The sequence below is a fragment of the Amycolatopsis methanolica 239 genome, from assembly GCF_000739085.1.
Classification (GTDB): Bacteria; Actinomycetota; Actinomycetes; order Mycobacteriales; family Pseudonocardiaceae; genus Amycolatopsis_E; species Amycolatopsis_E methanolica.
In genome coordinates, this window is sequence record NZ_CP009110.1 from 561592 (window position 1) to 576674 (window position 15083).

Consider the following 15083-nt stretch of genomic DNA (forward strand, 5'->3'; position numbering starts at 1 on the left):
TATCCCGCCGCGCCCCGGCACGAACGGGACGGCAAGGCATCTGCCGAGCTGTGTGACGCGCGCCAGTCGCTCTTGGTGTCGTCACCGATCGGCGGCGCAGCGTCGAGTGCGCAAGACCCACCAATACCCGCCCCCGGTGGCTGCGAATCGGGGGTATGGCGACCACGACCACCCGGCCCGAGCGGCTGTCCCTCGTCCGGTCGGGGTTCTGCGGGGTGCTCGCGCTGGTCGCTGCCCTCGCGGCTGGGCATCTCGTCGCCGGTCTGATCAACGTCAACGCCTCGCCGTACCTCGCGGTCGGGAATACCGCCGTCGACCTGACTCCATTGCCCCTCAAGGACTTCGCGGTACGTACATTCGGTACGTATGACAAGCTCGTCCTGCTCGTGGGGATGGCTGTCGTCCTCCTGGTGGTCGCCGCGGGGGCCGGCGTCGCCTCGCTGCGGTCGGGTTGGCCGGGGACCGTCGTCATCGTGCTGTTCGGGCTCCTCGGCGTCGCCGCGGTGGCCGCACGACCTGACCTGAACACGCTCGCGCTCGCCGCGCCCCTCGTCAGCCTCGTCGTCGGCGTCGGGGTGTTCCGGCTTCTGCGCCGCGGCGCGGGCCACGACGCGTCGCGGCGGTCGTTCCTGCTCGTCGCGGCCGGGGCGGTCCTCGCGGGGGGCGGGGGACAGCTGCTCGGGCGGACACGGGACGCCGCGAGCTCCCGGGCCGCGGTCGGGCCTCTCGTGCCCGCGCGCACCGCGCCTGCCATCCCGCTCGACGCGGACTTCACGCGCTTCGGCACACCGCCCTTCCTCACCCCCAACCGCGACTTCTACCGGGTCGACACCGCGCTCACCGTCCCGCAACTGCGTGCCGAGGACTGGTCGTTGCGCCTCCACGGCCTGGTCCGCGCCGAACAGCGCCACACCTACGCCGACATCCGCGACCGCCCGCTCGTCGAGCGCAGCATCACCATGACCTGCGTCTCCAACGAGGTCGGCGGCCCCTACACCTCCACCGCGAACTTCATCGGCGTCGACCTCGCCGACCTGCTCGACGAGGCCGGCATCCAGCCGGGCGCCGAGCAGCTCTTCGCCACCAGCGTCGACGGCTGGACCTCCGGGATCCCCGTCGTCGCCGCAGCCGACCACGGCCGTGGCGCCATGCTCGCCCTCGGGATGAACGGCGAGCCCCTGCCGCTGGAACACGGCTTCCCGGCCCGCCTCGTCATCCCCGGCCTCTACGGCTACGTCTCCGCCACCAAATGGGTCGTCGACCTCGAGGTCACCACCTGGCGAGCCCGCCGGGCGTACTGGCTGCGGCGCGGCTGGGCCGAACAGGCGCCGATCAAGACGCAGTCCCGTATCGACTTCCCCACGGGCTTCGCGACCGTGCCTGCCGGAACGGTGCGCGTCGCCGGGATCGCGTGGGCCCAGCACGCCGGCGTCGACCGGGTCCAGGTGCGGCTGGACAGCGGACCCTGGCAGGACGCGCGACTGTCCACAGAGGTCAATCCCGACACATGGCGCATGTGGTACGCGGACCTGCCGGTCTCCCCGGGCTTCCACCAGGTCACCTGCCGCGCCACCGACCGCTCCGGCTACACCCAGACCCAGGACCGCGCAGGCACCGTGCCCGACGGCGCGACCGGCTGGCACGGAATTTCCTTCACCGCCGGCTGAGGCCAATCCGGTCCGGAACCGGCCACGAATCCCGTGCACCACCAGGAAATCCCGAATGGAGTGATTCTCGTGAAGACTGTTCGCATCGCCGGAGCCGGTTTCGCCGCCGCGGCAATGTTCTCGCTCGCGGCCTGCGGCACCGACAGCGAAAGCGCTTCCAGCGCGGCAGGCACGTCCATGTCTCCGTCAAGCGCGATGCCCGCCCCGATGTCCGGCGGCAACGGCGTCACCACCAACGCCGACGTGTTCGGCCCGGCGTGCGGCCAGCTGCCACAGGGCAGCGCGCCGGGCAGCCTGGACTCGATGGGCCCGCAGCCCGTCGCCACCGCCGCGAGCACGAACCCGCTGCTCACCAAGCTGGTCGCCGCCGTCAAGGCCACCAATCTGGCGGACACGCTGAACAGCCAGGAAGGCATCACCGTTTTCGCCCCGGCCGACTCCGCCTTCGAAGCGGTGGGCGAGGCCAAGTTCACCGAGCTGGCCCAGAATCCGAGCCAGCTGGCGCCGATCCTGCAGTACCACGTCGTCCCGCAGCGCTACGACGCCACCGGGCTGGAAGCCGCGGGCAGCGTGCAGACGCTGAACACCGCAGGCGGCCCGGTGCAGATCGAGGGTTCCGGCGAGAACATGACCGTCAACGGCGCCAAGGTGCTGTGCGGCAACATCCCGACCGAGAACGCGACCGTGTTCGTCATCGACAGCGTGCTCACCCCGGGCACCAACAAGTAGGACGGGGAACCGGGCCCGGCGGGAATTCCGCCGGGCCCGGTCCTGGGTTAGCGTGGAGACCCGTCGTCGACACTGGGGGTGGAGATGGGAGTACTCGGCGCGGACCTGCCGGTCGCGCCGGACGTCGTCGAACTGGCGCTCGGCCTGATCGCGTTCCTCGTGCTGCTGTTCCTCCTCGCGAAGTTCGCGGTGCCGCGCTTCGAAGCGTTGTTCGCGGAGCGGGCGGACAAGATCGAAGGCGGGATCGAGAAAGCCGAGCAGGCGCAGAAGGCGGCGGCGGAGGCGCTCGACCGCTACCGGGCCCAGCTCGCCGACGCGCGTGCCGAAGCGGCGCGGATCCGGGAGGAGGCCCGCGCGGAGGGTGAGCGGCGGCGCGCGGAACTCCGGGCGGAGGCGCAGGACGAGGCCCGGCGGCTGATCGCCCAGGGCGAGGCGGACCTCACCGAGCCGCGCGGCCGCGTGATGGCCGAGATGCGGCCCGAGCTGAGGCGGCTCGCGGTGGAGCTGGCGGAGCGGATCGTCGGCGAACCGCTGGCGGACGAGGCGCAGCGGCGGGGCACGGTGGACAGGTTCCTCGCAGAGCTGGAGCGGCGGTAGACCCCGGACAGCCCCGGACAGCCCTGGACAGCACGGTGCCTGGTGGCCCTCGTCCACCAGGCACCGATCGCACCGTACTACCGGTTCTGCGCCGTCTGCTTGACGTCCTGCGCCGCGGATTTGGTCTCGTCCGCTACGGTCGACGCGGCGTCGGTCGCGGTCGACCGTACCGACTGGACCGCTTCCTGAGCCGGCTCGCGCAGGTTCTCCTTCATGTCCTGCGCCACCGAGCCGACCTGGCCCGCCATGCCCTGCGCCGATTCCTTGACCTGACCGGCCAGCTCACGCTCCGGCCTGCTCGCGGGGATCAGAGATGACGCCAGCCACCCGGCGCCGAACGCGATCAGCCCCGCGGCCAGCGGGTTGCCTTCGGTCTGACGCCGCAGGGTCTGCGGCGCTTCCTGGACCTGCTCGGCGACGGTCGACGCCGCGGACGAAGCCGTCGACGACGAGCTGTCCGCCGCCTGGTGCGCCCGGTCCGTGACCGACTGCGCGCCGCTGGAAGCGCTTCCCATGACCCGCTCCTTCAGGTTCTGCGCGAGACCCCGCGCGCGGTGCGCCCGGCGGTGCACGATGCGGCCGGGATTGACCTTTTCGGCGAGCGCGTCCACGTCACTGCCGAGATTCCGTTGCGTGCCATCGATCTCCTGGCGAAGGCGGTCGGGGTCCGTGCTCACGTTGTCCTCCTCATCTGGTCGGGCATCTGCTTGAGGCTGTCGACGGTCCGCTCGGGCACCGGGTCGACGCGGCGCATCCGGCTGCGGCCCATGACGTACAGCACGGCCGCGATCACGGCCCACACGCCGGCGACGATGAGCGCCGCCCAGCCCTGGTCCATCGCGTTGGCCAGCGCCCACCACAACGCGATCGACAGGAACAGCGCCACCATGTAGCCGCCGAACCCGGCGCCGCCGAGCATGCCCGCGCCCTTGCCCGCCTGCTTGGCTTCGGCCTTCACCTCGGCCTTCGCCAGCTCCAGTTCCTGCCGCATCAACGTCGACAGGTCCTGCGAAATGTTGCTCATCAGCTGGCCCACCGACGCATCGGCGACGTCCGGCCGCTGCCCTGGCGGTGGCGAATACGTCATGACGGCTCCGCCCGGTGCTGCCCGCCGTAGCCGCCCGGCACCGGGGCTCCGGTTGGGTAAACGCTTTCCCCGGGGTAGGCGGTGGTCGGCGGGTGCGCGGCCGTCTCGGTCGGCGTGCCTGTCGTTTCCGTCGACGTGCGTGGTTGCGGCGCGCCACCGCTGCTCTGCTCACTCATGCTCGCGGCAACGCCCCTGGTCAGCCGGCCCGCCAGGAGCCCCGCGGCGGCCGCGCCGGCGAGGAACAGACCGGGCTTGCGCCGCGCGAAGTCTCGCAGCTCGTCGGCGAGGTCGCCAGGCTCCCGCGAATCGAGCCACGACGCCACTTTCTTCGCCCGCTGGGAAACCTCGCGGACGAGGTCCCGCGCCATTCCGGAATCCGACTGCTCCGACATCCGGTCCAGTTGATCGGCGATCGAATTCAGATTTACGGCCGCTTTCTGCTGGCTGGTGCGGGCCTGTTCACGCAATTGATCGACGCCCTGGTCCCTCAGGTTCCGCGCCTGCCGTTGCGCCTCGGATGCCACCTCTCTCGTCTGTTCGGCGGCGGTTCCGGTCACCTGGCGGCCCGAATTCGCGGCTTGCTCGCGCACGGCCTGCGGGGTCGAACTGCTGGTCTGCTGGGTCATTCCTCCTCCTCCACACTCGGTGCCGCGCGACTACCCGGCGCGATTCCCGGTAAACGAGGAAAACAATTCTGCTTCTCGGTGGAGAGGGTAGGAATAGATCTCCGGAGCGGTAGCGTCGTGATCATGACGGGAGACCTGGTGCGTGCCCGGCGTGCGGTGTCCGTGGTGTTCGCGGCGTGCGGGGCGGCGTTCGGGACGTGGCTCGCGCGGGTGCCCGCGGTGCAGGACCGGCTGGGGCTCACGACGGGACAGCTCGCCGCGGGGTTGCTCGGGCTCGCGGCCGGATCGGTCGTCGCGTTGCTGCTGGCGGGCGCGGTGATCATGCGGATCGGCAGCCGGGCGGCAGCGGTCGTGGGGGCGGTCGTGTTGTGCGGCGGGCTGCCGCTCGTCGCGGTCGCGCCGGGGGCGCCGGCCTTCGTCGCGGCGCTGGTGGTGCTGGGCGTCGGCAACAGCACGCTCGACGTGGCGATGAACGCACACGCGGCGCGCGTGGAAGACGGGTACGGGCGGCCGATCTTCGCCGGGTTCCATGCGTTCTGGAACATCGGCGGGCTGGCCGGTTCCGGCGCGGACGCGCTGGCGGAGGCCTGGCACGTGCCGGTGGCGGTGCATTTCCCGGTGGCGGGCGGAGTTCTGCTGGCGGTCGCGCTGGTGGCGGTGCTGGGCGGGTTCCTCCGCGGGCCGGACCGCGGCCAGGGCGGGCCGGCTTTCGCTTGGCCGGGGCGGGCGCTGGTGCCGCTCGGGGTGATCGCGTTCTGCGGTTTCGTCGCCGAGGGGGCGGTGAACAGCTGGGGCGCGGTGTACTTGAGCGAGGTGACGGCGGCCGGGCCCGCGGTCGCTTCGCTGGGGTACTTCGCGTTCTCGGTGACGATGATCGTCGTGCGGCTGGGGGCGGACCGCGTGGTGGGGCGGATCGGGGCAGTGGTGTTCCTGCGGCTGGCTTCGGTGGTGGCGGTGGGCGGGTTCGCGGTGGTCGGGGCGGGGGTGGCGGGGATCGTGCCGGTGGCATGGAGCGCGGCGGGCCGGGCGGCGCCGGCGGCGCCGGGGCGGGCGGTCGCGGCGGTGGCGGCGTGCGGCTACGCGGGATTCCTGGTGGAGCCGGTGGTGATTGGAGCGATCGCCACCTGGGGCGGTTTGCGGTGGGGGCTGGTGTCGGCGGTGGCGGTGACCGGCGTGGTGGCGGTGCTGGCGCGTGGGGTGGGTGCGGGGCGCGGAGTGGGGTGAGCCGAGGGTGCGGGGCGGCATCCCGCGGAGCGGGCGCGGGTTTGCCCAGCGGAGTGACGTGGGGCTGCGGGGCCTCCGGAGCGTGCGCGGTGGTGGAGCGGTTCGCGGAGCGGGGTGAGTCGAGGTGGCCGACGAGTGGGGTGGGGGACCTGCTGGCGGAGTTGGGCTGTGAAGTGGGACGAAGCCGGCGGAGTCGGGGCCTGCTGCGCGGGAACGGGATGGACCGGCTTGAAAGGGGGTGGGGAGGAGCGGGTTGAGCGACTGGTTGATTGCGGTGGCGGCGCCCGCCCGCTCCGCCGCATGAGCCGCGGGCGCGTGGAGCGCCGGTTCGGTCCCTGGCAGACCGCGACGTGCGTTGGGAACTGGCGTCCCCGATCGGCAGCCCGGTAGGTCTTTCGGCCCTGGTTGGCTTCACCGCGCGGCCGCAGGCTGGGACATCGGAGCGCCGTGGGGAAGGGGTGGCGCCCGTGACCGTCGAGTTGTTCGCCGGCGCCTCCACCGGCCTGGCGCTGTGGGTGGTCGCCGCGTTCGTGGTGACCTTTGTGGTCACCCGGGTCGTCGTGCGGATGATCCGCGCGGGGCGGGGGCCGTTCCGCGACACCAGCGTCGGGGACGTGCACGTCCACCACCACGTCTACGGCATCTTCCTCATGCTCCTCAGCGGCGCAGGCGAGTTCGTGTACCGGCCGGGGTCGCCGTGGGTGGAGGTGCTCGCCGTGGTCTTCGGCGCCGGCGCGGCCCTCACGCTCGACGAGTTCGCTCTCTGGCTGCACCTCGATGACGTCTACTGGGCCCGCGAGGGACGCAAATCCGTCGACGCGGTGCTCGTCGCGGCTGCCATCGGCGCCTTCCTCGTCCTCGGGGCGCGGCCCTTCGACGACACGGCCGACGAAGGGCGCATGGCGTTCGCCGTCACCGTTCTCGCCCACCTCGTGCTCGCCGGCATCGCCATCTTCAAGGGCAAGATCGCCTCCGGGCTGATCGGGATCGTGGTGCCGTTCGTCGCGGTCGTCGCCGCCGTGCGGCTCGCCCGGCCGGGCTCGCCGTGGGCCCGCGCCCGCTACGACGCGGCACGGCTCGCCCGAGCCGAGACCCGCTTCCGTCGCAACCGCTGGGACGGCGTCAAGGACCTGCTGGCCGGAGCCCCCACGGAGGGCCGGACATGACACACCTCCGCCGCATCCCCTTCACGCTCGCCTTCCTCGCCGCACTCCTGGTCACCGGCGTCGCCACCGGGAGCCTCTGGTCCCCGGTCGAGGACCGCGCCTGGTTCCCCGACGTCGCGTTCGGCCTGCCCGCCTTCGAGACCGGCCGCTGGTGGACGCCCGTCACCGGGCCGTTCTTCGCGCTCACCCCGCTCTACTACCTGCCGGTCTTCCTCAGCTTCGCGTTGTTCACCGGCTTCGCCGAACTCCGGCTCGGCACGAAACGCACCATCGGCACCTTCGTGACTGGGCACCTCGTCGCGGTTCTCGGCGCCGCCGGGGTCCTCCTCGCCCTCCGGGACGTCTCGTCGTGGGCGGCGGCCGAAGCGACGGTCCTCGACGTCGGACCGTCCGCGGGCGCCTTCGCGGCGATCACCGCCGCCACCGCGACCTTCCGCGCACCCTGGCGTTTGCGCTTGCGGATCCTGCTGGTCGGCTACGCCGGGATCGCCCTGCTCTACGGCGGCACCCTGGCCGACGTCGAGCACTTCCTCGCCGTGGCGATCACCCTGCCGCTGTCGCCGCGGATCGCCGGGCCGAACCGCGTCCGGAATACCGGACAACCCAGCCGTCGGGAATGGCGGCTGCTCGCCGCGTCCGGGCTGCTGGTCGTGGCCGCCGTCCGGATCGTCACGTGGTTCTTCCCCACGACCGGTCCACTCGGACCCACCGGCACCGACGACTCGTCCGCCGTCGAGGTCGTCGTCGTGATCCTGCTGGCCCTCCTCGTGATGCGCGGGCTCAGCCGGGGACGCCGGGTTGCGTGGTGGGCCGTCGTCGTCATCGCCACCCTCGACATCCTGCTCACCGCGCTGGCCGGGGTCGCGCTGCTGGTCGCCACGGTCCTCGACTCCGTCGAAGCGGTCGACGACGTCCCGCTGGTGGTCACCGACAGCGTCTTCTGGCTCGGCTACCTGGTGCTGCTCGTCGCCGGGCGGCACGCCTTCCGCGTCCCGTGGCGGCCGCGCACGGCGGACGGCGACCGGCGGCACGCCATCGAACTCGTCCAGCGCAACGGCGGCGGCACGCTGTCCTGGATGACCACCTGGCCGGAGAACCGGTACTTCCCGATCGCGCACGACACCGGTTACGTGGCCTACCGCAAGCACGCCGGGGTGGCCGTCGCGCTCGGCGACCCGATCTGCCCGCGTTCCGACGGGGACGGCGCGGTCGCCGAGTTCGCCGAGAACTGCGACCGCGCCGGGCTCGTGCCGTGCCTGTTCTCCGCGACCGAACCGTCGGTGCGCGGCGCTGAGCGGCTGGGCTGGCGGTACCTGCAGGTCGCCGAGGACACCCTGATCGACCTGACCGGCCTGGAGTTCAAGGGCAAGCAGTGGCAGCCGGCCCGCAGCGCGCTCAACCGCGCCGTCAAGGAGGGCATCACCTTCCGCCTGGTCCACCTGGCCGACGAGCCGCGTGCGGTGCTGCAGCAGGTGCGGGCGATCTCCGAGGAGTGGGTGGGCGACAAGGGCCTGCCGGAGATGGGGTTCACGCTCGGCGGGGTGGACGAGGCGCTGGACCGGCACGTGCGTGCCGGGCTCGCGGTCGACGCCGACGGGCGCGTGCACGGCGTCACCTCGTGGATCCCGGTCTACGCCGGGAACGGCGAGATCGAGGGCTGGACGCTGGACGTGATGCGCCGCCGCTCGCACGGGTTCAAGCACGTCGTCGAGTTCCTCATCGCCTCCGCCTGCCAGGCCTTCCGCGACGCGGGCGCCCGCTACCTGTCGCTGTCCGGCGCGCCGCTCGCCCGCGCCGGAACCGACGGCGACACGCGGGTCCTCGACGCGCTGCTGGACAAGCTCGGCGCGGCGCTCGAGCCGTACTACGGCTTCCGGTCATTGCACGCGTTCAAGGCGAAGTTCCGCCCCCGATACGCGCCGATGTACCTGATCTACCGCGACGAAGCCGACCTGCCGCGCATCGGCGTCGCGATCGCCCGCGCCTACCTGCCGGAGGCCGGCCTGCGCGACATCCCGAAGCTCGTCCGGTCCTGAACGGGCACCCGCGCCGGCAGCCGCACGGTCACCACGAGCTCGCCGCCGTCGCGCGGCCGGGCCGCCACTTCGCCGTCGTACGCGCTCGCGACCGAGCGCACGATCGACAGCCCCAGCCCGGCGCCCTTCGCCGGGTCCAGCCGGGGCGCGGCGCGGCGGCGGAACGGTTCGAACAGCGCCGGAACCTCCGCACCGGCCACCGCGGGCCCGGTGTTGCTCACCTCGATCTCGACCACGTCGCAGCGGGTGCGTGTGCCGACGTGGACCCAGCCGCCCGGCTCGTTGTGCCGGATGACGTTCTCGACGAGGTTGTGCACCAGCCGTTCGAGCAGCAGCGCGTCGCCGAGCGTGGGGCCGGATGTGCGGGTGCTGGTCGGCGGGCGCTGGTTCACGGTCGTCGGGATCTTCGAACCGGCCGCGCTGGCGCCCGAGCTGGCCTCGGCTGCGCTGGTCGGCTGGGAGGTGGCGGCGAGCGAGCTGCGGTTCGACGGGCTGCCCACCACGATCTACACGCGGTCGCAGGACGCGCAGGTCCCGGCGGTGCAGTCGGTGCTCGCCGCGACCGCGAACCCGGCCGCGCCGAACGAGGTGGAGGTGTCCCGGCCGTCCGACGCGCTCGCCGCGCAGCAGGCGGCGGGCGAGGCGTTCACCGGGCTGCTGCTCGGGCTGGGCGCGGTGGCGTTGCTCGTCGGCGGGGTCGGGGTGGCGAACACGATGGTGATCTCGGTGCTGGAGCGGCGCGCGGAGATCGGCCTGCGGCGCTCGCTCGGTGCGACGCGCGGGCAGATCCGCACCCAGCTCCTCGCGGAGTCGCTGTTGTTGTCCGCGTTGGGCGGGCTCGGCGGCGCGGTGCTGGGGAGCCTGGTGACGGTGGGCTACGTGGTGTACCAGTCGTGGCCGGTGGTGGTGCCGCTGTGGGCGGTGGCGGGCGGCGCCGCGGCGACGCTGGTGATCGGCGGGATCGCGGGGTTGTACCCGGCGATCCGCGCGTCCCGGCTGTCGCCGACGGAGGCGCTGGCGACGCCGTGAGCGGGCCGGGTGCCGTCCGTCGGGGGCGGCACCCGGCTGTCTCGTTCAGCCGAGCAGTTCGCGGAAGCGCTCGACGCCGATGTTGCCGCCGGAGAGGATGACGCCGACCCGGCCGGTGAAGCCGCCCTTGAGCAGCCCGGCGAGCGAGGTCGCCCCGCTGGGTTCGAGCACGATCTTGAGCCGCTCGAACGCGAACCGCATCGCCTCGCGGATGTCGTCGTCGCTGACCAGGACGATGTCGTCGACCAGGCGCTGGTTGACGGAGAAGGTCAGCTCGCCGGGGATGTCGGCGGCGAGTCCGTCGGCGATGGTGCGCGCGACGGGGATCTGAATGCGTTCGCCCCGCTGGAGGGACTGGCGGGTGTCGTCGGCCTGCTCGGGCTCGACGCCGACCACCCGGATTCCGGGGTGCATGCCCTTGGCCGCGGTGGCGCTGCCGGCCATCAGCCCGCCGCCGCCAATCGGGGCGATGAGGGTGTCCAGCTCGCCGGTCTCGTCGAGGAGTTCCAGCGCGGCGGTGCCCTGACCGGCCATGATGTGGGGGTGCTCGTAGGGCGGGATGAGGGTCAGGCCCCGCTCCTCGGCGAGCTGGTTGCCCATCGTGACGCGGTCGCCGGTGTAGCGGTCGTAGGTCCGGACCTCGGCGCCGTAGCCGCGGGTGGCGTCCATCTTGGAGGACGGGGTGTCCTCGGGCATCAGGATGACGGCCTTGCTGCCGACGAGTTGAGCCGCGAGGGCGACCGCCTGGGCGTGATTGCCGGACGAGTATGCGGCGACGCCCTTGCTCAGCTGGTCGGGTGTCAGGTGGGAGATCGCGTGGTAGGCGCCGCGGAACTTGAAGGCGCCGATGCGCTGGAAGTTCTCGGCCTTGAGGAACGCGGTGGTGCCGGTGCGCCGGTCGAGGGTGGTGGACGTCAGGACAGGAGTCCGATGAGCGACACCGTCGATCCGCTTGGCGGCGCTCCTGATGGCTTCGAGATCGAGCATGGGAACATCTTATACGAGATGTCCAGAGATTAGACGGTTCGTCAAAACGCGACCCGGCAACGCAACGACACCGACCACGCACCAGACCTCCCCCCGATCCACAGTCGGTCTTCAGAGTTCTCGCCGGGCGGGCAGGCTCCGGGATGACCACCCAGCTCAGCTGGGGGTGGTGCACCTTGCTGCGCGTCTTTGCAGGTAGCGCTGCTCGGGCAGGCTCGTCGTCCGTTTGGCGGCCAGTTGGTATTCCTTGCGGGCCTCCGCTGTCTCGCCTGCCCGTTCCAGCAGGTGGGCGCGGACGGCGTGCAGGCGGTGGTGCTTGGCCAGACGCGGGTCCCCGGCGAGCGATTCCAGCAGCTCGAGTCCGGCTCGGGGGCCCGAGGTCATCGCCACGGCCACTGCCTTGTTCAGGGTCACCATGGGGTTCGGGGCGACTCGCTCCAGCAAGCCGTACAGGGCCAGCACCTGGGGCCAGTCCGTCTCGTCGTCGCTCGCGGCTTCGTCGTGCACCGCGGCGATCGCGGCCTGCAGTTGGTACGCGCCGAGCCGGGTGGTCTTCGCCAAGGCCTCGCTGACCAGAGCCACCCCCTCTTCGATCATGGCGCGGTCCCAGCGGCTGCGGTCCTGTTCGGACAGCGGGACCAGCTCGCCGTCGACGGTTCTCGCGAACCGCCGCGCGTGGGTCAGCAGCATCAGCGCCAGCAGGCCCGCGACCTCCCAGTCCGACGGCAGCAGCCGCCGCACCAGGCGGGTCAGCCGGATCGCCTCCGCGGCCAGGTCGTCGCGCCGCAGGTCGGGGCCCGCGGTCGCCGTGTAGCCCTCGTTGAACATCAGGTACAGCACGTGCAGGACCGCGTTCAGCCGCTCGTCCCGCTCCTCCTCGGGCGGCAGGCTGAACCGGGCGCCCTTCACCTTCTGCTTGGCCCGGCTGATCCGCTGGGCCATCGTCGCCTCGGGGACGAAGAACGCCTTCGCGATCTCGGCCGTCGTGAGGCCGCCGACGGCGCGCAGGGTCAGCGCGGTTTGCGACGGCACCGACAGCGACGGGTGGCAGCACAGGAACAGCAGGGTGAGCGTGTCGTCCGCGTCGCCGGGGCCGCGTTCGTCCGCGCCCGGCGCCACCCGCTGCGTCGCCGGGGTGGCGAGCAGGTCCTCGTCCTCCCGGCGGCGTCGTGCGCTGTCGCTGCGCATCCAGTCGGTCAGGCGCCGCGTCGCGACCGTCAGCAGCCACCCGCGCGGGTTGTCCGGCACGCCGGTCTCGCCCCACTGGGTGGCGGCGGCGAGCAGCGCCTCCTGCACCGCGTCCTCACACGTGTCGAGCCCGCCGTAGCGGCGCATGAGGATCGCCAGCACCTGCGGCGCCAGCTCGCGCAGCGGGTCGTCGGTCATCCCTCGCCGCCGTGCAACACCGGCCACACCTCGACCTGCCGGAACGCGGCGAACGGGTTGTCCGCCGCGATCTCCAGTGCCCGCTCCTCGCTGTCCACCTCGAGCATCGCCACGCTGGCCAGGTACTCCTTGGTCTCCAGGTACGGCCCGTCGGTGACTGTCTTCTGCCCGTCGCGTACCCGGACGACCTTCGGGTCCGCGATGCCGTACGCGCCGAGCAGCTCGCCGGTCGTGAAGTACTTCTCGTTGAACGCGTCCTGCGCGGCGACGGCCGCCTGCCACTCGTCCGGATTCACCGAGTCCCACAGCTCCTGATTGCCGTACAGAATCACCATGTACTTCATGGGGGTCATCCTCCCTGGTCGAGGGTCTGTCGGAAGATGGTCCGGAGCGGATCACGTTTTCTCGACATGGCGCGCGGAGAATTTTTCCGGCCTAGAGTCGGCGGTGTGGACCTGCCCGTGATGCCGCCGGTCAAGCCGATGCTGGCGAAGGCCGTGCACGAGATGCCCCGCGAACCCGGGCTGCACTACGAGCCGAAGTGGGACGGGTTCCGCTGCGTCGTGTTCCGCGACGGTGACGAGGTCGAGCTGGGCTCCCGCAACGACCGTCCCCTGACCAGGTACTTCCCCGAGCTGGTCGACCTGCTGAAGGCCGCGCTGCCGGACCGGTGCGTGGTCGACGGGGAAATCGTGATCGTCACCAGCGGCGGTCTCGACTTCGACAGCCTCCAGCTCCGGCTGCACCCGGCCGCGTCCCGCGTGCGGAAGCTGGCCGCGGAGACGCCGGCCAGTTTCGTCGCGTTCGACGTGCTCGCCCTCGACCACGCCGACCTCACCGGTGAACCGTTCCAGCGGCGCAGGCACGTCCTCGAAGGGGTGCTGGACGACTCACTCGCCCGGGTGCACCTGACCCCGATGACGCAGCACCCGGACGTCGCGCAGGACTGGTTCACCCGGTTCGAGGGCGCCGGGTTCGACGGTGTCATGGCCAAGCCGGGGGACCTGCCGTACGAGCAGGACAAGCGGGTGATGTGGAAGGTCAAGCACGAGCGCACCGCCGATTGTGTGGTGGCGGGGTTCCGCTGGCACAAGGACGGCAACGGGATCGGTTCGCTGCTGCTGGGCCTGTACGAAGGGGACGGCCGGCTGCAGCACATGGGTGTGGCGAGCAGTTTCACCGCGGCGCGGCGCCGGGAGCTGGTCGACGAACTGGCGCCGCTGCGGGAGGGTGCGATGGAGCAGCACCCGTGGCGCGAGTGGGCGTCGTTCGAGTCGGATGGCAGGCGGGTGCCGGGCGCGCAGAGCCGGTGGAACGCGGGCAAGGACCTGTCGTGGGAGCCGCTGCGGATCGAGCTGGTCGCCGAGGTCCGCTACGACCACCTGCAGGCGGGCCGCTTCCGCCACGCGACGCGCCTCGTGCGGTTCCGGCCCGACCGAACTCCGGACTCGTGTCGTTACGACCAGTTGGAAGAGGTGCCGCCGGCGGAGCTGACCGCCCTGTTCAGCGAGGTGAGAGCATGAGCGCCGTACCGATCGAAGGCACCGAGGTCACCATCTCGTCGCCGGACAAGGTGTACTTCACCGAGCGCGGCGAGACGAAGCTCGACCTGGTCCGGTACTACCAGGCGGTCGAGGGCCCGTTGATGGACACGCTGCGGGACCGGCCGTTGCTGCTGGAGCGCTACCCGGACGGCGCGAGCGGCAAATCGTGGTTCCAGAAGCGCGTCCCCAAGTCGACGCCGTCCTGGGTGCGGACCACAGTGGTGTCCACCCCGAACGGAACGACCTCGGATGCCCTGGTGGCGGCCGACCTGGGGCACATCCTGTGGGCGGTGAACCTGGGCTGTATCGGTTTCCACGTCTGGCCGTACCGCGCCTCGGCGCCCGAGTTCGCCGACGAGCTGCGAATCGACCTGGACCCGTCGCCCGGGGTGACGTTCGAGCAGGTCCGCGAGGCAGCGGTGCTGACGAAGGACCTGCTGGACTCCCTGGACATCACCGCGTACATCAAGACAACGGGCTCCCGGGGCCTGCACGTCTACGTCGCGCTGGAACCACGGTGGGACTCCTACGCGGTGCGCGCCGCCGCGGTCGCCTTGGCGCGGGAGCTGGAGCGCAGGCACTCGGACCTGATCACCGCGCAGTGGTGGAAGGAAGAGCGGGGCGCCCGGGTGTTCGTGGACTTCAACCAAAACGCCCCGCACAAGACGGTTTTCGGTGCATGGTGCGTCCGCCCTCGGGCCGGTGGGCAAGTCTCGACGCCCATCTCGTGGGACGAGCTGTCCACAGTGGAACCAGGTGAGCTGACCCTGTCGACGGTGCCGGACCTGGTATCCCGCCGAGGTGACCCGTGGGCGCAGATGCGGGAGCAGCCGCAGTCGATCGAGCCGCTGCTGGAGATGTCGGAGCGGGACATGGCAGCAGGTTTGATGGATGCGCCGTGGCCGCCGGTGTACCCGAAGCAGCCGAACGAGCCACCACGAGTGGCACCCAGCCGGGCGAAGAAGAGCTGAAGGACGAAGGCAAACCGCCGCCCGGCAACGCAAC

16 protein-coding genes are annotated in these 15083 nt (G+C 71.7%); 9 read left to right on the plus strand and 7 right to left on the minus strand.

Going from position 1 to position 15083, the window contains the following annotated elements; translation table 11 throughout:
• The first annotated feature begins 155 nt into the window (after positions 1-155).
• The 3 genes from AMETH_RS02860 to AMETH_RS02870 all read left to right on the plus strand — a co-directional run bounded on the left by AMETH_RS02860 (position 156) and on the right by AMETH_RS02870 (position 2993).
• Positions 156-1667, plus strand: coding sequence for a molybdopterin-dependent oxidoreductase (locus tag AMETH_RS02860; RefSeq protein ID WP_017986532.1), 1512 nt, complete (start codon positions 156-158; stop codon positions 1665-1667).
• Positions 1668-1781: 114 nt separating this feature from the next.
• Positions 1782-2396: a fasciclin domain-containing protein gene (locus AMETH_RS02865; RefSeq protein WP_051079582.1), complete on the plus strand. Its 615-nt coding sequence runs from the start codon at positions 1782-1784 to the stop codon at positions 2394-2396.
• Between the two features lie 84 nt (positions 2397-2480).
• Positions 2481-2993: a F0F1 ATP synthase subunit B gene (locus AMETH_RS02870; RefSeq protein WP_038532681.1), complete on the plus strand. Its 513-nt coding sequence runs from the start codon at positions 2481-2483 to the stop codon at positions 2991-2993.
• Positions 2994-3070: 77 nt separating this feature from the next.
• On the opposite strand, the gene AMETH_RS02875 is transcribed toward AMETH_RS02870, so the two are convergent.
• From AMETH_RS02875 to AMETH_RS02885, 3 genes are read right to left on the minus strand one after another with little or no spacing between them, the layout of a single operon-like run.
• Positions 3071-3670: a DUF3618 domain-containing protein gene (locus AMETH_RS02875; protein WP_017986535.1), complete on the minus strand. Its 600-nt coding sequence runs from the start codon at positions 3668-3670 to the stop codon at positions 3071-3073.
• The gene (locus AMETH_RS02880; protein WP_026153748.1) at positions 3667-4080 is read right to left on the minus strand and encodes a phage holin family protein; all 414 of its coding nucleotides are present in this window, start codon (positions 4078-4080) and stop codon (positions 3667-3669) included. Before AMETH_RS02880 ends, AMETH_RS02875 begins: the two co-directional genes overlap by 4 nt.
• A complete protein-coding gene (locus AMETH_RS02885) occupies positions 4077-4706 on the minus strand; it encodes a hypothetical protein (protein ID WP_017986537.1) in 630 nt (209 codons plus the stop codon). Before AMETH_RS02885 ends, AMETH_RS02880 begins: the two co-directional genes overlap by 4 nt.
• A gap of 123 nt (positions 4707-4829) precedes the next feature.
• Between AMETH_RS02885 and AMETH_RS41300 the strand changes: the two genes are divergently transcribed.
• The 3 genes from AMETH_RS41300 (at position 4830) to AMETH_RS02900 (ending at position 9132) form a co-directional block, all read left to right on the plus strand.
• Entirely contained in the window at positions 4830-5930 is a 1101-nt protein-coding gene (locus AMETH_RS41300; protein WP_038532685.1) for an MFS transporter, read from the plus strand.
• 467 nt (positions 5931-6397) lie between these two features.
• Complete coding sequence (locus AMETH_RS02895; protein ID WP_223843043.1) at positions 6398-7096, plus strand: phosphoethanolamine transferase CptA; 699 nt, start codon at positions 6398-6400, stop codon at positions 7094-7096.
• Positions 7093-9132: a bifunctional lysylphosphatidylglycerol flippase/synthetase MprF gene (locus AMETH_RS02900; RefSeq protein WP_017986540.1), complete on the plus strand. Its 2040-nt coding sequence runs from the start codon at positions 7093-7095 to the stop codon at positions 9130-9132. The genes AMETH_RS02895 and AMETH_RS02900 overlap by 4 nt, the downstream gene beginning before the upstream one ends.
• Here the strand turns inward: AMETH_RS02900 and AMETH_RS02905 are convergent.
• On the minus strand, positions 9081-9524 hold the full coding sequence (locus tag AMETH_RS02905) for a sensor histidine kinase (protein ID WP_017986541.1): 444 nt from the start codon (positions 9522-9524) through the stop codon (positions 9081-9083). The genes AMETH_RS02900 and AMETH_RS02905 overlap by 52 nt on opposite strands.
• Between AMETH_RS02905 and AMETH_RS02910 the strand changes: the two genes are divergently transcribed.
• Positions 9499-10161 carry an ABC transporter permease gene (locus AMETH_RS02910; protein WP_410468223.1) on the plus strand — a complete coding sequence of 221 codons (663 nt, stop codon included), beginning with the start codon at positions 9499-9501 and terminating at the stop codon, positions 10159-10161. The genes AMETH_RS02905 and AMETH_RS02910 overlap by 26 nt on opposite strands.
• 45 nt (positions 10162-10206) lie before the next feature.
• Here AMETH_RS02910 and AMETH_RS02915 read toward each other — a convergent pair whose 3' ends face one another.
• The 3 genes from AMETH_RS02915 to AMETH_RS02925 form a co-directional block, all read right to left on the minus strand.
• Positions 10207-11148: a threonine/serine dehydratase family protein gene (locus AMETH_RS02915; RefSeq protein WP_017986543.1), complete on the minus strand. Its 942-nt coding sequence runs from the start codon at positions 11146-11148 to the stop codon at positions 10207-10209.
• A gap of 156 nt (positions 11149-11304) precedes the next feature.
• Positions 11305-12534 carry an RNA polymerase sigma factor gene (locus tag AMETH_RS02920; RefSeq protein WP_017986544.1) on the minus strand — a complete coding sequence of 410 codons (1230 nt, stop codon included), beginning with the start codon at positions 12532-12534 and terminating at the stop codon, positions 11305-11307.
• On the minus strand, positions 12531-12878 hold the full coding sequence (locus AMETH_RS02925; protein ID WP_017986545.1) for a YciI family protein: 348 nt from the start codon (positions 12876-12878) through the stop codon (positions 12531-12533). The genes AMETH_RS02920 and AMETH_RS02925 overlap by 4 nt, the downstream gene beginning before the upstream one ends.
• Before the next feature lie 105 nt (positions 12879-12983).
• Between AMETH_RS02925 and AMETH_RS02930 the strand changes: the two genes are divergently transcribed.
• Together AMETH_RS02930 and ligD are read left to right on the plus strand one after the other, a co-directional pair.
• The gene (locus AMETH_RS02930; protein WP_017986546.1) at positions 12984-14057 is read left to right on the plus strand and encodes an ATP-dependent DNA ligase; all 1074 of its coding nucleotides are present in this window, start codon (positions 12984-12986) and stop codon (positions 14055-14057) included.
• On the plus strand, positions 14054-15049 hold the full coding sequence (ligD, locus tag AMETH_RS02935) for a non-homologous end-joining DNA ligase (protein ID WP_017986547.1): 996 nt from the start codon (positions 14054-14056) through the stop codon (positions 15047-15049). Before AMETH_RS02930 ends, ligD begins: the two co-directional genes overlap by 4 nt.
• Positions 15050-15083 lie beyond the last annotated feature (34 nt).

What these genes read in the sequence shown, in the direction of transcription:
- AMETH_RS02860 (WP_017986532.1), top strand. Translation starts at nt 156, where the DNA reads ATGGCGACCACGACCACCCGGCCCGAGCGGCTGTCCCTCGTCCGGTCG.
- AMETH_RS02865 (WP_051079582.1), top strand. Translation starts at nt 1,782, where the DNA reads ATGTTCTCGCTCGCGGCCTGCGGCACCGACAGCGAAAGCGCTTCCAGC.
- AMETH_RS02870 (WP_038532681.1), top strand. Translation starts at nt 2,481, where the DNA reads ATGGGAGTACTCGGCGCGGACCTGCCGGTCGCGCCGGACGTCGTCGAA.
- AMETH_RS02880 (WP_026153748.1), bottom strand. Translation starts at nt 4,080, where the DNA reads ATGACGTATTCGCCACCGCCAGGGCAGCGGCCGGACGTCGCCGATGCG.
- AMETH_RS02885 (WP_017986537.1), bottom strand. Translation starts at nt 4,706, where the DNA reads ATGACCCAGCAGACCAGCAGTTCGACCCCGCAGGCCGTGCGCGAGCAA.
- AMETH_RS41300 (WP_038532685.1), top strand. Translation starts at nt 4,830, where the DNA reads ATGACGGGAGACCTGGTGCGTGCCCGGCGTGCGGTGTCCGTGGTGTTC.
- AMETH_RS02900 (WP_017986540.1), top strand. Translation starts at nt 7,093, where the DNA reads ATGACACACCTCCGCCGCATCCCCTTCACGCTCGCCTTCCTCGCCGCA.
- AMETH_RS02915 (WP_017986543.1), bottom strand. Translation starts at nt 11,148, where the DNA reads ATGCTCGATCTCGAAGCCATCAGGAGCGCCGCCAAGCGGATCGACGGT.
- AMETH_RS02920 (WP_017986544.1), bottom strand. Translation starts at nt 12,534, where the DNA reads ATGACCGACGACCCGCTGCGCGAGCTGGCGCCGCAGGTGCTGGCGATC.
- AMETH_RS02925 (WP_017986545.1), bottom strand. Translation starts at nt 12,878, where the DNA reads ATGAAGTACATGGTGATTCTGTACGGCAATCAGGAGCTGTGGGACTCG.
- ligD (WP_017986547.1), top strand. Translation starts at nt 14,054, where the DNA reads ATGAGCGCCGTACCGATCGAAGGCACCGAGGTCACCATCTCGTCGCCG.